At 59.4% G+C, this 21386-nt stretch carries 23 protein-coding genes; 10 read left to right on the forward strand and 13 right to left on the reverse strand.

The genetic code is table 11. The features are described from left to right. Positions 1–38: 38 nt before the first annotated feature. From lpdA to mdh, 10 genes are all read right to left on the reverse strand, one after another. Positions 39–1427, reverse strand: coding sequence for a dihydrolipoyl dehydrogenase (gene lpdA, locus ACR3EQ_RS16855; RefSeq protein ID WP_480491298.1), 1389 nt, complete (start codon positions 1425–1427; stop codon positions 39–41). Between the two features lie 74 nt (positions 1428–1501). Further along, the gene (locus ACR3EQ_RS16860; RefSeq protein WP_170614396.1) at positions 1502–1771 is read right to left on the reverse strand and encodes a hypothetical protein; all 270 of its coding nucleotides are present in this window, start codon (positions 1769–1771) and stop codon (positions 1502–1504) included. Between the two features lie 2 nt (positions 1772–1773). After that, positions 1774–3291 carry a 2-oxoglutarate dehydrogenase complex dihydrolipoyllysine-residue succinyltransferase gene (gene odhB / locus ACR3EQ_RS16865; RefSeq protein WP_480491300.1) on the reverse strand — a complete coding sequence of 506 codons (1518 nt, stop codon included), beginning with the start codon at positions 3289–3291 and terminating at the stop codon, positions 1774–1776. A 3-nt stretch (positions 3292–3294) separates the two neighbouring features. After that, positions 3295–6252 carry a 2-oxoglutarate dehydrogenase E1 component gene (locus tag ACR3EQ_RS16870; protein WP_170614398.1) on the reverse strand — a complete coding sequence of 986 codons (2958 nt, stop codon included), beginning with the start codon at positions 6250–6252 and terminating at the stop codon, positions 3295–3297. Continuing rightward, the gene (locus ACR3EQ_RS16875; protein ID WP_170614399.1) at positions 6249–6788 is read right to left on the reverse strand and encodes a DUF805 domain-containing protein; all 540 of its coding nucleotides are present in this window, start codon (positions 6786–6788) and stop codon (positions 6249–6251) included. The genes ACR3EQ_RS16870 and ACR3EQ_RS16875 overlap by 4 nt, the downstream gene beginning before the upstream one ends. A 206-nt stretch (positions 6789–6994) precedes the next feature. After that, complete coding sequence (sucD, locus tag ACR3EQ_RS16880) at positions 6995–7876, reverse strand: succinate--CoA ligase subunit alpha (protein ID WP_058278790.1); 882 nt, start codon at positions 7874–7876, stop codon at positions 6995–6997. Between the two features lie 19 nt (positions 7877–7895). Next, positions 7896–8417 carry a hypothetical protein gene (locus ACR3EQ_RS16885; RefSeq protein WP_170614400.1) on the reverse strand — a complete coding sequence of 174 codons (522 nt, stop codon included), beginning with the start codon at positions 8415–8417 and terminating at the stop codon, positions 7896–7898. Positions 8418–8436: 19 nt separating this feature from the next. After that, the gene (locus tag ACR3EQ_RS16890; RefSeq protein WP_170614401.1) at positions 8437–9105 is read right to left on the reverse strand and encodes a class I SAM-dependent methyltransferase; all 669 of its coding nucleotides are present in this window, start codon (positions 9103–9105) and stop codon (positions 8437–8439) included. Positions 9106–9150: 45 nt separating this feature from the next. Next, complete coding sequence (gene sucC, locus ACR3EQ_RS16895; protein ID WP_170614402.1) at positions 9151–10344, reverse strand: ADP-forming succinate--CoA ligase subunit beta; 1194 nt, start codon at positions 10342–10344, stop codon at positions 9151–9153. A 330-nt stretch (positions 10345–10674) separates the two neighbouring features. Then, the gene (gene mdh / locus ACR3EQ_RS16900) at positions 10675–11637 is read right to left on the reverse strand and encodes a malate dehydrogenase (RefSeq protein ID WP_170614403.1); all 963 of its coding nucleotides are present in this window, start codon (positions 11635–11637) and stop codon (positions 10675–10677) included. Between the two features lie 161 nt (positions 11638–11798). Between mdh and ACR3EQ_RS16905 the strand changes: the two genes are divergently transcribed. Further along, a complete protein-coding gene (locus ACR3EQ_RS16905; RefSeq protein WP_480491302.1) occupies positions 11799–12554 on the forward strand; it encodes a sulfite exporter TauE/SafE family protein in 756 nt (251 codons plus the stop codon). Between the two features lie 4 nt (positions 12555–12558). Here ACR3EQ_RS16905 and ACR3EQ_RS16910 read toward each other — a convergent pair whose 3' ends face one another. Continuing rightward, positions 12559–12873, reverse strand: coding sequence for a hypothetical protein (locus tag ACR3EQ_RS16910; protein ID WP_480491304.1), 315 nt, complete (start codon positions 12871–12873; stop codon positions 12559–12561). 167 nt (positions 12874–13040) lie between these two features. Here ACR3EQ_RS16910 and ACR3EQ_RS16915 point away from each other — a divergent pair, with 167 nt between their 5' ends. From ACR3EQ_RS16915 to sdhA, 8 genes are all read left to right on the forward strand, one after another. Further along, a complete protein-coding gene (locus ACR3EQ_RS16915) occupies positions 13041–13898 on the forward strand; it encodes an HpcH/HpaI aldolase/citrate lyase family protein (RefSeq protein ID WP_170614406.1) in 858 nt (285 codons plus the stop codon). Between the two features lie 6 nt (positions 13899–13904). Beyond that, a complete protein-coding gene (locus ACR3EQ_RS16920; RefSeq protein ID WP_480491306.1) occupies positions 13905–14459 on the forward strand; it encodes an NnrU family protein in 555 nt (184 codons plus the stop codon). A gap of 12 nt (positions 14460–14471) precedes the next feature. Further along, positions 14472–14678 (forward strand): DUF1737 domain-containing protein, encoded by a 207-nt coding sequence (locus ACR3EQ_RS16925; protein WP_170614408.1) that lies wholly within the window; start codon positions 14472–14474, stop codon positions 14676–14678. Beyond that, the gene (locus tag ACR3EQ_RS16930; RefSeq protein ID WP_170614409.1) at positions 14678–15706 is read left to right on the forward strand and encodes a MaoC family dehydratase; all 1029 of its coding nucleotides are present in this window, start codon (positions 14678–14680) and stop codon (positions 15704–15706) included. The genes ACR3EQ_RS16925 and ACR3EQ_RS16930 overlap by 1 nt, the downstream gene beginning before the upstream one ends. A 52-nt stretch (positions 15707–15758) precedes the next feature. Next, a complete protein-coding gene (locus tag ACR3EQ_RS16935; RefSeq protein ID WP_170614410.1) occupies positions 15759–16430 on the forward strand; it encodes a DUF1194 domain-containing protein in 672 nt (223 codons plus the stop codon). A gap of 205 nt (positions 16431–16635) precedes the next feature. Further along, the gene (gene sdhC / locus ACR3EQ_RS16940) at positions 16636–17022 is read left to right on the forward strand and encodes a succinate dehydrogenase, cytochrome b556 subunit (protein ID WP_170614411.1); all 387 of its coding nucleotides are present in this window, start codon (positions 16636–16638) and stop codon (positions 17020–17022) included. A gap of 13 nt (positions 17023–17035) precedes the next feature. Continuing rightward, positions 17036–17407: a succinate dehydrogenase, hydrophobic membrane anchor protein gene (gene sdhD, locus ACR3EQ_RS16945; protein WP_170614412.1), complete on the forward strand. Its 372-nt coding sequence runs from the start codon at positions 17036–17038 to the stop codon at positions 17405–17407. Positions 17408–17426: 19 nt separating this feature from the next. Then, complete coding sequence (sdhA, locus tag ACR3EQ_RS16950) at positions 17427–19232, forward strand: succinate dehydrogenase flavoprotein subunit (RefSeq protein WP_480491309.1); 1806 nt, start codon at positions 17427–17429, stop codon at positions 19230–19232. 74 nt (positions 19233–19306) lie between these two features. On the opposite strand, the gene ACR3EQ_RS16955 is transcribed toward sdhA, so the two are convergent. Both ACR3EQ_RS16955 and ACR3EQ_RS16960 read right to left on the reverse strand, forming a co-directional pair. Then, entirely contained in the window at positions 19307–20176 is an 870-nt protein-coding gene (locus ACR3EQ_RS16955; RefSeq protein ID WP_170614414.1) for an FkbM family methyltransferase, read from the reverse strand. After that, the gene (locus tag ACR3EQ_RS16960) at positions 20160–20828 is read right to left on the reverse strand and encodes a glycosyltransferase (RefSeq protein ID WP_480491310.1); all 669 of its coding nucleotides are present in this window, start codon (positions 20826–20828) and stop codon (positions 20160–20162) included. The genes ACR3EQ_RS16955 and ACR3EQ_RS16960 overlap by 17 nt, the downstream gene beginning before the upstream one ends. A gap of 99 nt (positions 20829–20927) precedes the next feature. Here ACR3EQ_RS16960 and ACR3EQ_RS16965 point away from each other — a divergent pair, with 99 nt between their 5' ends. After that, positions 20928–21380: a hypothetical protein gene (locus tag ACR3EQ_RS16965; RefSeq protein ID WP_480491312.1), complete on the forward strand. Its 453-nt coding sequence runs from the start codon at positions 20928–20930 to the stop codon at positions 21378–21380. The last annotated feature ends 6 nt before the right edge of the window (positions 21381–21386 follow it).

Consider the following 21386-nt stretch of genomic DNA (forward strand, 5'->3'; position numbering starts at 1 on the left):
GCAGAGCCTCGCATACCTTGGTTCAGTCTGGTGGTTCCCTACGAGTGTATCGGACCGTCGCCACAGGCCAGTGCTGCTTCGCGCACTGCTTCGGAATAGGTGGGGTGGGCATGGCAGGTCAGGGCCAGATCTTCGGCCGACGCACCAAACTCCATCGCCACGCAGACCTCGTGGATCAGATCGCCGGCAGCCGGGCCGATGATATGCGCGCCCAGAATTCGGTCCGTGTCCTTGTCGGCGAGGATTTTGACAAATCCATCGGCGGCAAAATTCGCCTTGGCGCGGCCATTTCCCATGAACATGAATTTGCCGACTTTGTAGGCGCGGCCCTGTTCCTTGAGGGTCGCTTCGGTCTCGCCCACATTGGCCACCTCGGGCCAGGTGTAGATCACGCCGGGAATGACACCATAGTTGACGTGCCCATGCTTGCCTGCAACCTGCTCGGCGGCGGCCATGCCTTCGTCTTCGGCCTTGTGCGCCAGCATCGGGCCTTCGGTCACGTCACCGATGGAATAGATCCCCGGCACATTGGTCTGCCAGTCGGCCCCAACCTTGATCTGGCCGCGTGGCGTCATCTCAACACCGAGAGCGTCCAGTCCCAGTCCGTCCGAGTACGGCTTGCGCCCGGTGGCGACCAGCACGGTATCGGCTTCGATCACGTGTTCGCTGTCGTCCTTGAGCAGCTTGTAGGTCACCTTGGCTTTGGTCTTGGTGGCTTCGGTCTTCTGGACTGCCGCCCCCATGACGAATTTCAGGCCCTGTTTCTTGAGGATGCGCTGGAAGGTCTTCTGCATCTCGGGGTCCATGCCCGGCGTGATTTCCTTGAGGAATTCGATCACCGTCACCTCGGCCCCCAGGCGGCTGTAGACCGAGCCCAGTTCCAGCCCGATCACGCCGGCGCCGATGACAACCATCTTCTTCGGAATCTTGCCCAGCGACAGCGCCCCTGTCGATGTCACGACCACCTTTTCATCGACCTCGACACCCGGCAGAGCAGACGGTTCGGAGCCGGAGGCGATGATGATGTTCTTGGCCTCATGCACCTCGTCGCCCACCTTGACTTGACCGGCAGCGGGGATCGAACCCCATCCCTTCAACCAGTCGATCTTGTTCTTCTTGAACAGGAACTCGATGCCCTTGGTGTTGCCCTCGATCACCTCGTCCTTGTAGGCCTGCATCTGTTTCCAGTCGACAGAGGGGCTTTTGCCCTTCAGGCCCATCTTGGCAAAGTTATGCTCGGCCTCATGCAGCTGATGGCTGGCATGCAGCAGCGCCTTCGACGGAATGCAGCCCACATTCAGGCAGGTACCGCCCAGCGTATCGCGGCCTTCGACCACGGCGGTTTTCAGCCCCAGCTGGGAGCAACGGATGGCGCAGACATAGCCGCCGGGTCCGGCGCCGATAACGATGACATCATAATTTGCCATAATATTCTCCTAAATCGACCGGATCACCCGGTGGCCGCACGACCCGGCATCTGCGGGTCGGGGCATGTTCGTCCTTAGACGGGTTCCAACAGCTTGATCGTGATATGGGCAATGCCGCCGCGCTCGTGATGCATGGCCAGCTCCTCGGATCCGAAAAAATCCCTCGCCTTGTTCAGGTCCACCACCTCGAACATAGCAATTGCGTGATCCTTCTGATCGGGATCGCGCCAGACATGCAGGTCGCGGATGCCCGCGGCCTTGCGCATTGGCTGATCCTCGCGGAACACTTTCAGCCAGGCATCGAAATCGGCCACGTCGGCCTGCCAGAGTACATGTGTCGCCATGATTACAGATCCATCAGGAGGCGGCGCGGATCTTCCAGCGCCTCTTTTACACGTACAAGGAAGGTCACGGCGCCTTTGCCGTCAACGATCCGGTGATCGTAGGACAGCGCCAGATACATCATCGGGCGGATCTTGATCTCACCATTGATGACCATCGGACGATCCTGGATCTTGTGCATGCCCAGAATACCCGATTGCGGGGGGTTCAGGATCGGCGACGACATCAGAGAGCCGTAGACACCACCGTTCGAGATGGTGAAGGTGCCGCCCTGCATTTCGGCCATCGACAGCTTACCGTCACGGGCGCGCTTGCCTTTTTCGGCGATGGCTTTTTCGATTGCTGCAAAGGACATGCTGTCAGCATCACGGATGACCGGAACAACCAGACCTTGAGGCGTGCCGGCGGCAACCCCCATGTGCACGAAGTTCTTGTAGACGATATCGGTGCCGTCGATCTCGGCGTTGACTTCCGGAACTTCTTTCAGCGCGTGGCAGCAGGCCTTGGTGAAGAAGGACATGAAGCCAAGCCGCACACCGTGCTTCTTCTCGAACTGCTCCTTGTACTGGTTGCGCAGGGCCATCACCTCGGTCATGTCCACCTCGTTATAGGTGGTCAGGATCGCTGCGGTGTTCTGTGCATCCTTCAGGCGCTTGGCGATGGTCTGGCGCAGACGGGTCATGCGCACGCGCTCCTCGCGGGCCTCGTCCTCGGCGGCAACCGGTGCGCGCTGGGCCTGGGCAGCGGGGGCGGGCACAGCCGCCGCAGGCGCTGGGGCTGTAGCCGCTGCAACAGCTTTTGCCACGTCTCCCTTCATTATGCGGCCATCGCGGCCCGTGCCCGTGACCTGATCGGAGGACAGACCGGCCTCGGCCATCGCCTTTTCGGCGGACGGCGCGTTTGCAACGTCCTTGCCAGCGCTGGCCGCCGCCGGAGCAGCCGCAGCGGCAGCAACAGCCGGTGCGGGCGCCGCGCCAGCGGCCGCGCCCGAGATCACCGCCAGTTTCGCGGTTGCATCCACGGTTGACCCTTCGGGTGCCACGATTTCGGCCAGAACGCCGGCTGCCGGGGCCGGGACCTCGACTGACACCTTGTCGGTCTCCAACTCACACAGCATCTCGTCCTGGGCCACGGTGTCACCAACCTGCTTGAACCAGGTGGATACGGTTGCTTCGGTAACGGACTCGCCCAAAGTCGGGACCATCACGTCGACGCTGCCTCCGGATGCTGCCGGTGCTGCCGCCGGAGCCGGGGCGGCCGCAGCAGGCGCAGGGGCGGCGCCTTCACCGGCGGTAATGGTGGCCAGCAGGGCGTTCACGCCAACCGTTTCACCCTCTGCCGCTACAATCTCGCCCATCACGCCTGCGGCGGGCGAGGGTACTTCAACTGTCACCTTGTCGGTTTCCAGTTCACACAGCATCTCGTCCACTGCCACGGCGTCGCCGGGTTTCTTGAACCATGTTGCGACCGTGGCTTCTGTGACGGATTCGCCAAGCGTGGGAACACGAACTTCAATCGTCATCGCTTACTTTCCTTCAATGCTCAGCGCTTCGTTCACGAGCGCCTCTTGTTGGGCTTTGTGTTGGCTGGCCAGACCCGTCGCGGGCGAGGCCGAGGTTGCGCGACCGGCATAGACTGGGCGAGTATGTTTTGCGCCGATACGGGTCAGCACCCATTCGATATTGGGTTCGATAAAGGACCAAGCGCCCTGGTTTTTGGGTTCTTCTTGACACCAGACCATTTCGGCACCCTTGAAGCGCTCAAGCTCGTTGATCAGCGAATGCGCCGGGAACGGGTAATACTGCTCGATCCGCATCAGATAGACGTCATCAATGCCGCGTGCGTCGCGTTCCTCCAGCAGGTCGAAATAGACCTTGCCGGAACACATGACGACGCGTTTGATCTTGTCGTCCGCAACCAGCTTGGTGTCCGAATTACCTTTCTGCGCGTCGTCCCACAGCACCCGGTGGAAGCTTGAGCCGGTGGTGAAATCCTCGGCCGTGCTGACCGCCAGCTTGTGGCGCAGCAACGATTTGGGCGTCACCAGGATCAGCGGCTTGCGGAAGGTGCGGTGCAGCTGACGGCGCAGGATGTGGAAGTAGTTCGCAGGCGTCGTACAGTTCGCCACGATCCAGTTGTCCTGACCGCACATCTGCAAGAACCGCTCCAGACGGGCCGAGCTGTGTTCAGGTCCTTGACCTTCGAACCCATGCGGCAGCAGAGTGACCAGACCGGACATCCGCAGCCATTTGCTTTCGCCCGAGCTGATGAACTGGTCGAACATGATCTGCGCACCGTTGGCAAAGTCACCAAACTGCGCCTCCCAAAGAACCAGTGCGTTGGGTTCGGCCAGCGAATAACCGTATTCGAAACCCAGAACCGCATATTCGGACAGCATCGAGTCAATCACGTCATATTGCGACTGGCCCGCGCGAATATGGTTCAGCGGGTAATAACGCTCTTCGGTTTCCTGGTGGACGAAACCCGAGTGGCGCTGGCTGAACGTGCCGCGCGTCGCGTCCTGACCTGCCAGTCGCACCGGGTAGCCCTCGGTCAGCAACGACCCGAAGGCCAGCGCCTCGCCCGTGGCCCAGTCGAACCCTTGACCCGACTCGAACATCTGTTTCTTGTGATCCAGCAGACGACCCACGGTCTTGTGCAGGGCAAAGCCCTCGGGTGCACGGGTCAGCGCACCTCCGATTTCGCTCAGCGTTTCGGGTGTGATGGCCGTCTCGCCGCGCATGTATTCTTCTTTGTTCTTGTCCAGATGAGACCAGCGCCCGTCCAGCCAGTCGGCCTTGTTGGGTTTATAGTCCTTTCCGGCCTCGAACTCATTGTTCAGATGCGCCTGGAAGGCCGCCTTCATGTCCTCGATCTCGCCCTCGGGGATCAGGCCGTCCTTGACCAGCCGCTCGGTATAAAGCGACAGCGTGGTCTTATGCGTCTTGATCTTCTTGTACATAATCGGGTTGGTGAACATGGGCTCGTCGCCCTCGTTGTGCCCGAACCGGCGATAGCAGAAGATGTCGATGACCACGTCCTTGTGGAACTTCTGACGGAACTCGGTTGCCACCTTGGCGGCATGTACCACGGCCTCGGGGTCGTCGCCATTCACGTGGAAGATCGGTGCCTCGACCATCAGCGCGATATCGGTGGGATAGGGGCTGGAGCGCGAGAAGTGCGGCGCGGTCGTGAAACCGATCTGGTTGTTCACGACGATGTGCATGGTGCCGCCGGTCTTGTGCCCGCGCAGACCCGACAGACCGAACCCTTCGGCCACGACACCCTGACCGGCAAAGGCCGCATCGCCATGCAGCAGAATGGCCATCACCTTGGTGCGGTCGGTGTCGTTCAACTGATCCTGCTTGGCGCGGACCTTGCCCAGAACCACCGGGTTCACCGCCTCAAGGTGCGATGGGTTGGCGGTCAGCGACAGGTGCACCGAGTTGCCATCGAACTCGCGGTCGCTGGACGCGCCGAGGTGGTATTTCACGTCGCCCGAACCGTCCACGTCCTCGGGCTTGAAACTGCCGCCCTGGAACTCGTTGAAGATGGCGCGATAGGGTTTGCCCATCACGTTGGCCAGAATGTTCAGACGGCCCCGGTGCGGCATCCCGATCACGATATCGCTCAGACCCAGCGCGCCGCCGCGCTTGATTATCTGTTCCATCGCGGGGATCAGCGCCTCACCGCCGTCCAGACCGAACCGCTTAGTACCCATGTATTTGACGTGCAGGAACTTTTCGAACCCTTCTGCCTCGACCATCTTGTTCAGGATCGCCTTGCGGCCTTCCTTGGTGAAGGCGATCTCCTTGCCGTAGCCCTCGATCCGTTCCTTCAGCCATGCGGCCTCTTCCGGGTCAGAGATATGCATGTATTGCAGTGCGAAGGTGCCGCAATAGGTCCGCTTCACGATCTCGACGATCTGACGCATGCTGGCCATCTGCAGGCCCAGAACGTTGTCGATGAAGATCGGTCGGTCCATGTCGGCATCGGTAAAGCCGTAGGTCCTTGGATCCAGCTCGGGGTGGTTGCTGGCTGCGCGCATGCCAAGCGGGTCCAGATCGGCGGCCAGGTGGCCCCGGATGCGATAGGCCCGGATCAGCATCAGCGCCCGCAGGCTGTCCAGCACGGCGCGCTTGATCTGATCGTCGCTGACCTCGACACCCTTGGCCGCAGCCTTGTCCCTGATCTTCTTGCCTGCCGCCTTGGCGTCGATCTCGGCCCATTCGCCGGTCAGCGCACCCGTCAGGTCATCCCCCGGCACCGGCGGCCAGTCCGTGCGCGCCCAGGATGGCCCTTCCGCTTCTTTCTGCACATCCGGCGCGTCGTCGCCCATGGCTTTGAAGAATTCGGCCCAGGCGGCATCCACCGCACCGGGGTTCTTGGTGTACTGGGCGTAAAGCTGCTCCAGATATTCGGCATTGTGCCCCTGCATGAAGCTCGAGGCATGAAAGGCTGAGTTGGGCGAATGTTCGGTCATTGGGCTACCTCATATGGGTTGGGACCGTATTGGTTGGTGCCTGGCTGGCTGGGGCGGGTCAGCCACCACAGCACCAGAAGGGGCGACACAAACAGAACAAGCAGTGTCGGAATGACGATAAGCAGCGTGGCACGTGTCAGCAGAATATCCATCGTACCACCGTGGAACTGGCTGGCGAGGCCGATGCCAAAGATCAGAACCGCAAACGCGCCCACGATCAGCAGGATCGGCAGCAGGGCATAAAGCCCGCTCCGCCCGGTGTCGTGCATCCGGCGGAAGGCCACGGCCAGATGCGGAAAGAATACGATCAGGCCGACAATGCTCTGCACAGGTTGCCGGGACGTGGCGGCGACGGACTTGACCTCATCGCTTTCACTGACCGCGACCTGAGTGAAGAACTGCCAGTCGATGATACCGGCAATGATGTTCCAGATCACGATGAACAGGAAAAAGAACCAGTATTCGGGCCGCGAGGCACGGCCCGAGAAGGTGAAGAACTTTGAGAAACAGGTGCGGATGGCGTCAGAGAAGGTCATGGGCTTACCGACCATCGCGTTACGAACCGACCATCGGCAGCGGACGCAGCCTTGGATTGAGCGAATGTTGCAGCCAATATCGCGACGAATGGAATTGCCCAAGTAGCAAATTTACGCGGCAAAAAGATAGGAACATCGGGCGGGCGTTTTTCGCCCACCCGTTTTTCGGGCGCTGCCCTCAGAGCATATGCCCGGTTCTTGTTCATTTACCCAATCGCTTCCAAAACAGCCTCACCCAGCTGCGCCGGGCTTTCGGCTACAACGATACCGGCCGAGCGCATTGCTTCGATCTTGTCCTCGGCACCACCTTTGCCACCGGCGACAATCGCGCCTGCATGGCCCATGCGACGGCCCGGAGGGGCTGTGCGGCCCGCGATGAAACCGGCGGTTGGCTTTTTGCGGCCCTTCTTGGCCTCGTCTGCCAGGAACTGCGCGGCTTCTTCCTCGGCGGAACCACCGATCTCACCGATCATGATAATCGACTCGGTCTCGTCATCTGCTAGGAACCATTCCAGCACGTCGATATGCTCGGTGCCTTTGATCGGGTCGCCGCCGATGCCCACACAGGTAGACTGGCCCAGACCCACATCAGTAGTCTGCTTGACGGCCTCATAGGTCAGCGTGCCCGAACGCGACACAACACCGACCGAGCCGCGCTTGTGGATGTGGCCGGGCATGATGCCGATCTTACAGGCGTCGGGCGTGATGACACCGGGGCAGTTCGGGCCGATCAGACGCGATTTCGAACCTTCCAGAGCACGCTTAACCTTCATCATGTCCAGAACCGGGATGCCTTCGGTGATGCAGACGATCACTTCCATCTCGGCATCGATCGCTTCGAGGATCGAGTCGGCTGCAAACGGCGGAGGAACGTAGATCACGCTGGCGTTGGCTTCGGTCACATGCTTGGCCTCGTGGACCGAGTTGAACACGGGCAGGTCAAGATGGGTCATGCCACCTTTGCCCGGGGTCACACCGCCGACCATCTTGGTGCCATAGGCGATGGCCTGCTCAGAGTGGAATGTTCCCTGCGAGCCGGTGAAGCCCTGACAGATGACTTTGGTGTTTTCGTCGATGAGGACTGCCATTTACTTTCCTTTGTTCCTGCTAGCCGGGATAGGTCATAGAGACGCGCACAGTGCCCGGAGTTTCATATCTGTGGTTGTTCTGGATGGTTGAGAGTTCGATGATCAACGGCAAGCCGCCGTCCAGTGAGATATGCCAGCTTGTCGGGCTGAACTGCTCAGTCGTCGGAAAATACTGGTAAAGCGTTCGGCCCACGATCGCCGCCATGTCCGCCTGATTCAGATGGGTTGTGTACACAGTGCAAAGACCGGCGGGACGGCTGGTATCGTCCACCTCGGCATGCGCCGTGTTTGCGGGTGCGTCGAAATAGTGGCTGCTGCCCCGATGAATGCCGTATTCGTTCACGCCGCGATCGACCTTGCGATAGGTGAACCCTGCCGCCGGAAAGGCCTGCGCGGCCTGCGCCCGCCGGAACATCACCTCGACGCACCAATAGGTCAGGCCGGTGACATTGGCCTGCGCCGCATCACGCAGCGTTACGCCCTGCTGCGCCAGAACCGGTTGCGCCAGCGTCAAAAGCGATATGAATGCCCAACGGATCATGACAGGGTTTCAGCGCCTTTCATGACGCACCTCTGTGCCGCTCAAGGGCGGCGATGACCTGTTCGCGCAACCAAATGCCCAATGACCGCTGGTTCTGCCCCGCCGGGCTTTGCAGATACTCGGGGTCCAGGTTGATCTCGCCTGTTTCCGAAATGGTCTCAACGGGGTCGTCGAAATTAAATGGCGCGGCGCAGGGGTTGAACCTTTGAAAGCCAGCATTGGCTCTCAGCCTTCCATTGACGGGAACGTAATGCATTGTGGTCAACAGGTAGGGTGTCCCGCTTTGCACGAAATTTTCGAAGAAGGCCCAGCGCAGCCACCATTTCAGGTGAAACAGGCAATCCCGGCACATCATCAGGTCGACCCGGGGCAACGGATCGGACGTGATGTCCAGATGCATGAAGGAACGACCCGGTGCCCCGTGCCGGGCTTTGACCGCATCAACCACCTCAAGCGAGATATCGCCGCCGGTATAGTCGATGCCCGTCAGATCCAAATGCTGCATCCATGTCCAGTCCCCACAGGGCGCATCAAGAAAGGTCCGGACCCGATAACTTTCAAAGATCCCGGGCAGTGCCGCGCGTAGCGGAGCCGTCGCCTCAAGCGTCGAGCCCTGACCCGAGCGCGGCCCTTTATGGCGCCCCGCCCAGCTCAAGTTTTCAAACGCGTTTCTCAGACCGCTGCGCATCCCGGATGTCCTATCAGCCCCTGTGGTTGAACCAGCTACCCGAGCTTACCCCTTGACCGCCTTCACGATCTTCTCGGCACCGTCTTTCAGGTTGTCTGCCGCAATCACGTCCAGGCCGGAGGTGTTGATGATCTCTTTGCCCTTCTCGACATTCGTGCCTTCCAGGCGCACGACCAGCGGTACTTTCAGGCCGACTTCTTTCACAGCCGCGACAACGCCCTCGGCAATTACGTCACAACGCATGATGCCGCCGAAGATGTTGACCAGAATGCCTTTGACGTTCGGATCGCTGGTGATGATCTTGAACGCTTCGGTCACTTTCTCTTTGGTAGCACCGCCGCCAACGTCCAGGAAGTTGGCGGGCTCGGCCCCATAGAGCTTGATGATATCCATCGTCGCCATCGCCAGACCCGCGCCGTTGACCATGCAGCCGATCTCACCGTCCAGCGCGATGTAGTTCAGGTCGTATTTCGACGCTTCCAGTTCCTTGGGATCTTCCTCGGTCGTGTCGCGCAGTTCGGCGATATCGGGGTGGCGGTAGACCGCGTTGCCGTCAAAGCCGACCTTGGCGTCCAGCACCTTGAGGTCGCCCTTGTCCGAGATGATCAACGGGTTGATCTCCAGCATCTCCATGTCCTTCTCGACGAAGGCGTTATAGAGCTGGTTCATCAGCTTGACGCATTGCTTGACCTGCGCGCCTTCCAGACCCAGCGAGAAAGCGATGCGGCGGCCGTGATAGGCCTGATAGCCGGTTGCGGGATCAACTGAGAAGGACAGGATTTTCTCGGGCGTGGCTGCGGCCACCTCTTCGATGTCCATGCCGCCTTCGGTCGAGCATACGAACGAGATGCGACTGGTCTGGCGGTCCACCAGCAGGGCCAGGTACAGTTCACGCTCGATGCCCGAACCGGCTTCGATATAGATGCGGTTGACCTGCTTGCCAGCCGGGCCGGTCTGATGGGTGACCAGCGTGCGGCCCAGCATCTTCTTGGCTTCTTCGGCGGCTTCCTCAACCGATTTGGTCAGACGGACGCCGCCCTTTTCGCCGGCATCGGCTTCCTTGAATGAGCCCTTGCCGCGCCCACCCGCATGGATCTGTGCTTTGACGACCCAAAGCGGTCCATCCAGTTCACCGGCTGCGGTTTTGGCTTCCTCGGCGCGCAGAACCGCGCGACCCTCGGAGACCGGAGCGCCATAGCTGCGAAGAAGAGCCTTGGCCTGATATTCGTGAATGTTCATCGAAACTGTCCCGTCTGACTGCGATTAAACCGTTATAGGGGGGTCTAAGGGACAAGTTTAAAGGGTTTTTTGATGGACGTAGGGGAATTAGCGAAGATTTTTCGGATTTGTGATCACGGCGTTTTATCGTGTGATCACAAAATTCAACCGCCGCCGTCATTGATTCGAAAGTTCTTTGACCGCTCTGGAAAACATATTCAAAAAAGGCATTTGCGACGTTTGCGCCAACACTGCCGATTGGGTTTTGTCCTGAAATCCGTCGTCGTCCGGATAGTATGAAAAAAGAGCCGGCCCGAAACGGACCGGCTCAGCTTTAGTGCAGGCGCGAGATTAGCTCAGCGAGCCGTCGATGCCCTTGCAGGCTTCGATCAGACCTTTGACGGCGTTGACCGAGTTGTCGAACCCCGCCTGCTCGTCTTCGTTCAGCTTGATGTCGACGATCCGCTCGATGCCGCCGGCACCGATAACGGTCGGCACACCAACATACATCCCATCGACGCCGAACTCACCGTTGCAATAGGCCGCGCAAGGCAGAACGCGCTTTTGGTCTTTCAGATAGGCCTCGGCCATTTCGATCGCCGAGGTGGCGGGCGCGTAATAAGCCGAACCGGTTTTCAGCAGGCCAACGATTTCGGCGCCGCCGTCACGGGTGCGCTGCACGATGGCGTCCAGTTTCTCCTGCGTGGTCCAGCCCATCTCGACCAGATCGGGCAGCGGGATGCCGGCGACGGTCGAATAACGGACCGACGGCACCATGGTGTCGCCGTGGCCGCCCAGAACGAACGCTGTGACGTCGCGCATCGAGACGTTGAACTCTTCCGACAGGAAATGCGCAAAGCGCGCCGAATCCAGAACGCCCGCCATACCGCAGACCTTGTTGTGCGGCAGACCCGAGAATTCGCGCAGGGCCCAGACCATCGCGTCCAGCGGGTTGGTGATGCAGATCACGAATGCGTCGGGGGCGTGGGCCGCGATGCCTTCGCCGACCGACTTCATGACTTTCAGGTTGATGCCCAGCAGGTCATCGCGGCTCATCCCCGGCTTGCGGGCCACGCCTGCGGTGACGATGCAGACATCAGCGCCCGCGATATCCGCATAGTCGCTTGTGCCGGACATGGCCGCGTCAAAGCCCTCGGACGGGCCGGACTCGGCAATGTCGAGCGCCTTGCCCTGCGGCAGCCCGTCAGCAATGTCAAACAGGACAACGTCGCCCAGTTCCTTGACAGCTGCAAGGTGCGCGAGCGTGCCGCCGATGTTCCCCGCGCCGATCAGCGCAATCTTGGGTCTGGCCATTTGGAATATCTCCGGTCGGTTTTGAAATCGCGGTTTTGCTAGTCCTTAAATGGGTTTCGCGCAAGGGCCGCGCAGCGCGGCATGCGACCGCATACCGTTTGCGCCGGGCAATCAGTTTGCGCTAAACCGGCTGGGAAATATGCCAAATCGGGGCCGCCCGCATGTTCGATCTGAACCTGATGTTTTTTGTCGTGGCGATCCCGGCGGTGATCTTTGCGGGGATTTCCAAGGGCGGTTTCGGCTCGGGCGTGGCTTTCGCATCCTCGTCGATTCTGGCGCTGATCCTCGAGCCGGGGCAGGCGCTTGCCCTGATGCTGCCGATCCTGATGGTGATCGATGTGGCCACCCTGGGGCCCTACTGGAAACGCTGGAGCTGGCCGGATTCGCGCCTGCTGATCTTGGGTGGCGTGCCGGGCGTAGCGCTGGGCGCGTGGCTCTATCGCGCCACCGATGACGACCTGCTGCGACTGCTGATCGGCGGAATCTCGGTCGGGTTCGTGATTTGGCATCTCGCGCAAACCCGGGGCTGGGTGCGCGGCTTTGCCAACCGGCTGCCGCCTTCGGCAGGTCTGACAGCCGGTCTGGTGGCAGGCTTCACCAGCTTTGTCAGCCATGCCGGCGGTCCGCCCGCCGCCGTCTATCTTCTGTCACAGCGCCTGTCGAAGACCGAGTTTCAGGCCTCGACCGTTCTGGTGTTCTGGGTGATCAACGTCGCCAAGTTCATCCCCTATGCATTTCTCGGCCTGTTCACCTGGCATACCGCGCTGGCGGACCTTCTGCTGGCGCCCTTCGCCATTTTTGGCGCCTGGCTGGGCGTCCGGGCGCACTGGATGATGTCCGAGCGCCTGTTCTTTGGCATCGCCTACGTCCTGCTGACCCTGACCGGAACCAAGCTGATCTGGGATGCACTGACCTGACGGGTCAGATCTTGTCACCTTTTGGCGGCAGCGCATCCGCCAGCGCCTCATAGGATTGACCCGCCGCCACCAGGCACGCCATACCGTCAGGCAACGTGACGATGATGGTCCAACTACCGGTTTCGTCCGACGCGTAGATCTCCATCACCGCGCCCTGGCGGGCAATTCCGATGCCTTTTCGTGTTTCGCCGTATGTGGCCGCCAACCGCTCGATTACGTCCGGGCGCGGGGCGCAAGTGCCCGGCCGGGCAAAGACCTGCTGCGCGGCGGCGACCATGATTATCAGACCCAATGTCATCCTCAGAACCGTCAATCTCATATCCGACCCCTTTGCTGTAAGACCTCAAAAGCTGACGGCAGAGGCGTGAAATCCGGTTAAACCGCCGAGCGTTGCGTGCCGATGCTGCGCTGCGGCGATTTTTGCCTTGAACTTTCCGGTAAAAAATGCCCCATTCCGCGCAACATTATTTCTTTGGGAGAAGACAGATGGACCCGCGCCAGCGCCCCTATCGTTCCGTTCTTTATATCCCCGGTTCGAAAGAACGGGCGCTGGACAAGGCGCGCATTCTGCCTGTGGACGCGATTATTTTCGATCTGGAAGATGCAGTTGCAGCAGACGAAAAGGACAATGCGCGCGAAACGCTGAAAGGTGCTCTGGCCCAAGGCGGTTACGGCAACAGGGTCCGGATCGTGCGAATCAACGGTCTGGACACCGAATGGGGCCGCGCCGATGCCGAGGCCGTGCGCGACATGGACGCAGACGTCGTGCTGCTGCCCAAGGTCAACTCTGCCGCAGATGTGGACGCGCTGGCGGCCATCACCGGCGATCTGCCAATCTGGGCGATGATGGAAACCCCGCGCGGCATGCTGAACGCGGCTGAAATCGCGGCGCATCCCCTGATGGCCGGATTTGTCATGGGAACCAACGATCTGGCCAAGGAACTGCAAACCCGGTTCCGCCCCGACCGCCTGCCTCTGATGACCTCCCTGGGTCTGTGCCTGCTGGCCGCAAAGGCCGAGGGCCTCATTATCGTCGACGGCGTCTACAACGCCTTCAAGGACAATGACGGGTTGGCCGCCGAATGCGCGCAGGGTCGCGACATGGGCTTTGACGGCAAGACGCTGATCCACCCGGCGCAGGTCGACGTCACCAATGCGGCCTACGCGCCATCGGACGCCGAGATCGATCTGGCCCGTCGTCAGATCACCGCGTTTGAAGAGGTCGAGGCCCAGGGGCAGGGGGTTGCTGTCGTTGACGGGAAGATTGTTGAAAACCTTCACGTTGTAACCGCACGAGAAATTCTGGCAAAAGCAGAGGCAATATTGGCTTTGCAAGCGGGGTAGCCGGCAATGGGTTTTCTTCTTCTAATTCTTGGTGTGGCGCTTTGGTGGGCGGCGCATCTGTTCAAACGCGTCCGTCCGGAACAGCGCGCCGCCATGGGCGAAAAGGGCAAGGGCGCGGTGGCATTGGCGCTGCTGGTGTCGGTCCTGCTGATGATTTTCGGCTACCGCATGACCGATTTCATCCATGTGTGGTCGCCGCCGACCTTCATGATCCACATCAACAACCTGTTGGTCCTGATCGCGATTTTCATGATGAGCCCCGCAGGAACCAAGGGAAAGCTGCTCAACGGCATGCGCCACCCCATGCTGGCCGGGTTCAAGACATGGGCCTTCGCGCACCTGCTGGTAAACGGTGATCTGGCGTCGATCATCCTGTTCGGCGGGCTTCTGGTCTGGGCCGTAGTCGAGGTGATCGTGATCAACCGGTCCGAGCCTGAATGGACGCCCGGCGAACCCGGCACCTATGGCAAGGACGCGATGTTCTTTGTGGCTTCGATCGTTCTCCTGGGCGTCATCGGTTATATCCACGGGCTGGTCGGCCCTTCACCTTTCCCCTCGTAAGGAGCTGACAATATGGCATTTCTCTACCGTCTCCTGACCGAGGAGGACACGTCAGCCTTCTGCCACAAGGTTTCGGACGCGCTGGCCAAAGGGTGGGAATTGCACGGATCGCCGTCCTATGCCTTTGATCCGGCCGGCAACGTCATGCGCTGCGCGCAGGCCGTGACCAAAGAGGTTGCGGCCGACTATTCACCTGACATGAAACTGGGACAGCAATAATGGCAAAGACAAATCCGGGTCATTTCTTCGAGGATTATTCGGTCGGGCAGGTTCTGCATCACGCGGTGCCCCGCACCGTCACGACCGGCGAGCGCGCACTGTATCACGCGCTTTATCCCGCGCGGCATGCGCTTTACTCCTCGGATGAATTTGCCCGGAATTGCGGCCTGCTGCAAAGCCCGATTGACGATCTGGCCGCCTTTCACGTTGTGTTCGGTAAAACGGTCCCCGACATATCGCTGAACGCGGTGGCCAATCTGGGCTATGCCGAGGGTCGTTGGCTGCAACCGGTCTATCCCGGCGATACGCTGCGGTCGGAATCCGAGGTGATCGGGCTCAAGCAGAACTCGAACGGCAAGACCGGTGTGGTTTGGGTGCGTACCCGCGGGCTGAACCAGCGCGACGAAGTTGTGATCGAGTATGTCCGCTGGGTCATGGTGCGCAAAGCGAACCCCGATGCCCCTGCGCCGGAAACGGTTGTTCCGGATCTGAAAAAAGTGCTGGACCCGCAAGATCTGGTGGTGCCGCAGGGCCTCGATTTCTCGAAATATGACTTTGTACAATCCGGCGAATCCCACCGCTGGGATGCGTACAAAACAGGCGAAACCATCGATCACGTCGACGGCGTGAGCGTGGAAGAGGCCGAGCACATGCTGGCCACCCGCCTGTGGCAGAACACCGCCAAGGTTCATTTCGATCTGACCTTCCGACCCGAAGGACGTCTGATCTATGGCGGCCACGTCATCTCGATGGCACGTGCGCTGTCGTTCAACGGGCTGGCAAACGCGCAGATGATCGTCGGCCTGAACGGTGGTGCCCACGCCAATCCGTGCTTTGCCGGCGACACGATCAAGGCTTGGAGCGAGGTTCTGGACAAGGCCGAAACCGGCACGCCCGGCATTGGTGCCATCCGTCTGCGACTGGTGGCGACCAAGGGGGGTGAACCATTTGCGTTAAGAAACGATGACGGAAAATACCTGCCGGACGTTCTTTTGGATCTGGACTACTGGGCCCTGATGCCGATCTGACAGATTACATTCATTTGAACGCAGATCGCGCCAACCATGCTAATCTGGGTTCATGTCTTGGCTTCGCAATATTCTGGCCTGTCTCTGCTTTGCTCCACCGGCAGCCGCGTGCGATCTGGCGCTGGCGCTGGCGGTTGACGTATCAGGATCGGTCGACGCGCAGGAGTTCCGTATTCAGATGGATGGCCTGTCTGCTGGATTGCGCGACCCCGTTGTGTCCGAGGCACTTGTCAGGGGACAGGCGCAACTGATGCTTGTCCAGTGGACTGGGTCCTCGCGTCAGAGGATCACGATCCCCTGGACCCGCATCGACAGCTTCGAAGCGCTCGACCGGTTTTCCCAACAGGTTTCTGATGATCCAAGGGTATGGCGCAACTTTTCCACGGCGATTGGCGAGGCACTGGAGATGACGGTTCCCAGCTTTGACGAGGTTGCGGACTGCAAACGACGCCTGATCGACATTTCCGGGGACGGGATTTCGAACGAAGGGGTTGAACCCTCGCAGCTCCATGCGGTTCTGCGCAGCCGGGGCATCACCGTAAACGCCATCGCAATCGAAGAAAGCGAGCCGGATCTGACCGCCTATTTCTTTGAGAATGTCATTGTCGGCGAGGGCGCATTTGTCGTCTCGGCGGCTGGATTTGACGATTACCCGGAGCGTATCCGCAAGAAACTGCTGCGCGAAGTGACGCAGCAGACGGCGGGCTTGCGACAGAGCAGATGAGATTCGTGATCACATTGCTTTGCCGTTGAAAACGCTAACATAGGCGGCGCAATATGTGATTTGTGATCACGAGAATATTTACCGTGATCACATATTAACTTTATCTGTGATTTTGGACCGAATATGCGGCTTTTTGCATCCGCAGCACGTGACAGACCCACAAAAAACGGTAAAACCTTCGGTAGCCAACCGAAAAGGAGCCGCCATGGCCGATGTTAATCGGGGCAACCGCCCGCTTTCTCCGCATCTGTCGATTTATCGTCCGCAGCTGACGTCGGTCACGTCCATCCTGACGCGCATCACCGGCAACGCCATGATCGTGGCCGCTTTGCTGATCGTCTGGTGGTTCCTGGCCGCTGCCACATCGCCCGAAGCGTTCGAGCGGGCCAACTGGTGGCTGACCTCGGTTCTGGGCGATCTGATCATGGCCTTTTCGTTGCTGGGCCTGTGGTATCACTTGCTGGCGGGCGTGCGGCATCTTATCTGGGACAACGCTGTGGGGTTGGACATTCCAACCGCCTACAAGCTGGGTTGGGCCGTTGTGATCGGTTCCGTTGTACTGACCGTTCTGACCCTTTTGATCGTCGGATAATTAGGAGGCCCTCATGCGTTATCTTACCGACCGCAAGCGTGCGATTGGCCTGGGCTCTGCCAAGTCCGGCACGGCTCATTTCTGGGCGATGAAGGTCAGCTCGGTTGCGTTGCTGATCCTAGTGCCACTGTTCATTTTCACTTTTGGACCGATATTGGGGCAGCCGTTTGACGTGGTGCTCGACTACTATGCGCGCCCGTTCCCGGCCATTGTCGCCGCGCTGACCCTCGCGGTCGGTTTCAAGCACTTCGCCGACGGCGCGCAGGTGATGATCGAGGACTACGTGCATGGCACGATGAAAAAGGTCCTGATCATCCTGACAATCTGCCTGTCCTACGCTGCTGCCGCCGCTGGTATCTTTGCCATCGCGCGCATCGCCCTGTAACACCCCGGAGCTGAACGAAATGGCTGCATACGAATACGAAACACACGAATATGACGTGGTCGTTGTCGGCGCTGGCGGGGCAGGTTTGCGCGCCACGCTGGGCATGGCCGAGCAGGGGCTTCGCACAGCCTGCGTAACCAAGGTTTTCCCGACCCGTTCGCACACGGTTGCCGCGCAGGGCGGTATTGCCGCGTCGCTGGCCAATATGGGCCCCGACAACTGGCAATGGCACATGTACGACACCGTCAAAGGCTCGGACTGGCTGGGTGATACCGACGCGATGGAGTATCTTGCGCGCGAGGCCCCCAAAGCGGTTTACGAACTGGAACATTACGGCGTGCCGTTCAGCCGGACCGAAGAGGGCAAAATCTATCAGCGTCCCTTTGGCGGTCACACTACCGAGTTCGGTGAAGGCCCCGCAGTGCAGCGCACTTGTGCGGCGGCTGACCGAACCGGTCACGCAATTCTGCACACGCTTTACGGCCAATCGCTGAAGAACAACGCCGAATTCTACATCGAGTATTTCGCCATCGACCTGATCATGTCCGAAGACGGGCAGTGTCAGGGTGTCGTCTGCTGGAAGCTGGACGACGGCACGATGCACGTCTTCAATGCCAAGATGGTTGTGCTGGCCACGGGTGGTTACGGCCGCGCCTATTTCAGCGCCACCTCGGCCCACACCTGCACCGGTGACGGTGGCGGCATGGTGGCCCGTGCCGGTCTGGCGCTGCAGGATATGGAGTTCGTTCAGTTCCACCCAACCGGCATCTATGGGTCCGGCTGCCTGATCACCGAAGGTGCACGGGGCGAGGGCGGATACCTGACCAACTCGGAAGGCGAACGGTTCATGGAGCGCTATGCGCCCCAGTACAAGGACCTTGCGCCGCGTGACTATGTCTCGCGTTCGATGACCATGGAAATCCGCGAAGGACGCGGTGTTGGCAAGGACGGGGATCACATTCACCTGAACCTGAGCCACCTGCCGGCAGAAGCGTTGGCCGAACGTCTGCCGGGCATTTCGGAAAGCGCCAAGATCTTTGCCGGCGTTGACGTCACCAAGGAACCGATTCCGGTACTGCCGACTGTACACTACAACATGGGCGGCATTCCAACGAACTATTGGGGCGAGGTTCTGAACCCGACGGCCGAAGACCCGACCGCCGTGGTTCCGGGCCTGATGGCCGTGGGTGAGGCAGGATGTGCCTCGGTGCATGGTGCGAACCGTCTGGGGTCGAACTCGCTGATCGACCTGGTGGTCTTCGGCCGTGCGGCAGCGATCCGCGCCGGTAAGGTTGTGGACGCAGATGCGGCGAACCCTGTGTTGAATCAGGCGTCGGTCGACAAGGCCTTCGACAGGTTTGACGCCGTGCGCAGTGCCGATGGTGCAATCCCGACCGCCGATCTGCGTCTCGAGATGCAACGGACCATGCAGGCCGATGCAGCCGTGTTCCGGACTGCAAAGACCATGGCGGAAGGCGTCGAAAAGATGACCGCGATCGCGGCCAAGATGGACGACCTGAAAGTCACCGACCGCAGCTTGGTCTGGAACAGCGACCTGATGGAATCGCTGGAACTGACCAACCTGATGCCCAGCGCGCTGGCCACTATCGTCGGTGCCGAAGCCCGCAAGGAATCGCGCGGTGCCCATGCACATGAAGACTTCACCGAACGCGATGACAAAAACTGGCGCGTTCACACAGTCAGCCGTGTGGAGGGCAACAAAGTCGATCTCAGCTATCGCCCCGTTATTGTCGATCCGCTGACGACCGAAGATCAAGGTGGCATAAACCTGAAGAAAATCGCACCCAAGGCGCGGACGTTCTAAACAATTCCGCGGGCCATTTCCAAACTAAATGGCCTGCGCTCTCGCGGCGGCGAATGCCTGCGAAAATACTTATCTTATTGTGCTGCGACGTAGCAGTGAATGTACGCCTGCGTATCCGCTTCGGAAATTGCTTGCCGCTGTGCCAGGATTTCAAGAATCTTGATGCTCACATCCGTGAAGCCGAAAACACCCTCGGACAATATCGCCATTCGTTTCAGCTCGACCGTGCCGATCTTGTCGGGCATTGACAGATCCCGAAGATAGATGATGTCACCGTCCAGCATTTGCGAAGGTTTGAAATCGGTCAGCAGGCCTGACCACTTTGAAACAACCAAACGATTTTCGATATGGGCGAAGCTGTGCGGAACCAGCCCGAAGTTTCTTATGAGCGTATCTATTTCGCCGAAACCGGGCTGATCTTCGTAAAGCGGAAAGAACGAAACCTCGGTTTGTATCGCAACGACATCCCTGAGGGTGGTTTTTCCGGCCTCGAACACGGAAAGCTCGGCCCCCTGAATGTCGATTTTCAGAAAATCTACGCGACCGATATCCTGAATATCATCCAGCTTTCGTGTCTGGATTTCCATCGAACCTATTTGCCGGGCCGCTCGGCGCAACCCTCTCAGGTGCCGCAATGTAGCATCGCGCAGGCGCAACAGCGACGTCAGGCCAGACCCTTTGTAGATGTTCAGGGTCGCCAGCCGTCCGTCGCCGACAGCGGTATTGAAATATTGCTCGTTCGGTCCCTTTTTCCGGATCAGGTCGCGCATGGTTTCTTCTTGCGGTTCAAAGCCGATGACGTCGCAATTTCCGGATGCCAGAAGATCGCGATAGGGCGCATCATGGCGCATGGGGTTGGCGCCGATATCGGCGATGCGCACCAGATCGGGAAGATCAAGAAGGCTATAGAGAGATGAGAGTCTGGAACTAAAGTCCTGATTCACCGACAAGCTCCTTCAGGGTGTTGGCGAGCATTTGGCTAACGTTCTCCGGGTGCCGTGCTGTGGCGAAATCGAAACAGGCCTGCCGTTTTTCGGATAGCTCCTGGTCGGTCATCTGCATCACGTGACGCAGCATTCGTATCAGACCCCGCGCGTTATGAGGCTGATACAGCAGATCATGGCAGGCCTCGGGTGTGGTATCTCGGTGCGCTGCCGTGTCGGGGGCAATGATCGGCAGACCGAAACTGAGTGCCAGCATGGCTGTCCCGGATGTGAATGTCTGAGCGGACGGTAACACATAAGCATGGGCCTGCGCGAAAACCTCAGGGATGTCTTCGTTGGGAATACGCGTATCGGTCACGTCAACAGTGTCGACTGACTGTAGCTGGCGGATCACGCGGCGATTGGCAGGAAATACTTTGCCCGCAACATGCAGACGAAAATCGTAGCCCCGTCGCGACAGCTTAGCGACCGCCGCGTGCAATATGTTCAGCTCGCGACCGCCTCGCATTGTGCCAAATGTAAGAAACCGGGTCTTGTTCCGCGCGGGAAGCGGGCGGTTCAGGGTGATCTGGCTATCTTCGTAAACGTCAAGATAGCTGGGGTGCGGGATCAGCCGGATCTTTTTCAGATCGGCATTATACTCCTTAATCATGTGCTTTTTGGCATGCGGAGTGTGTACGTGGATCAGATCGACAAGCTTGGTTAGCTGTATGCGACTGGCTCTGAATAACTCAATCTCACCGGGATTCGAATGCGCGACCTGATTGTGAATGGTCCAGATAACCCGGCCGCCATTGTCCTGAAACTGGCTCAGATTGTCGTGGGCTATCTGAAAACGCAAAATATGGGAGTCAGCCAGCCCGTCCTTGCTTTGAAACAACCGATCGTCCCAATGCAAATGAACAATGCCGTGCTGTTTCCTGAATTCCGGCTGACCAAAGGTTGCGAATTCTCCATTCCGAGCTCCGCGCAGGATGAATTCCGGCCCGCATTTCTGGTACATCATGTGTTGATACGGATTCCCGGTGCCGAAAGGTATGTTGGCTACTTTTGTCGGCGGCATGAGTTAGGTTTCCGTCTCAAAACATCAAATAATCTCTGTGCTGCAGAAAGGTTTGTAAAGGTCAAATTTCCCAATTTATTCGGCTGTTTCAATGGCTATACTGTTGGCTTTTTGCGCTGCAGTATGTATCAATGGCCGTGAAATTCA

The organism is Ruegeria sp. AN11 (genome assembly GCF_056536005.1).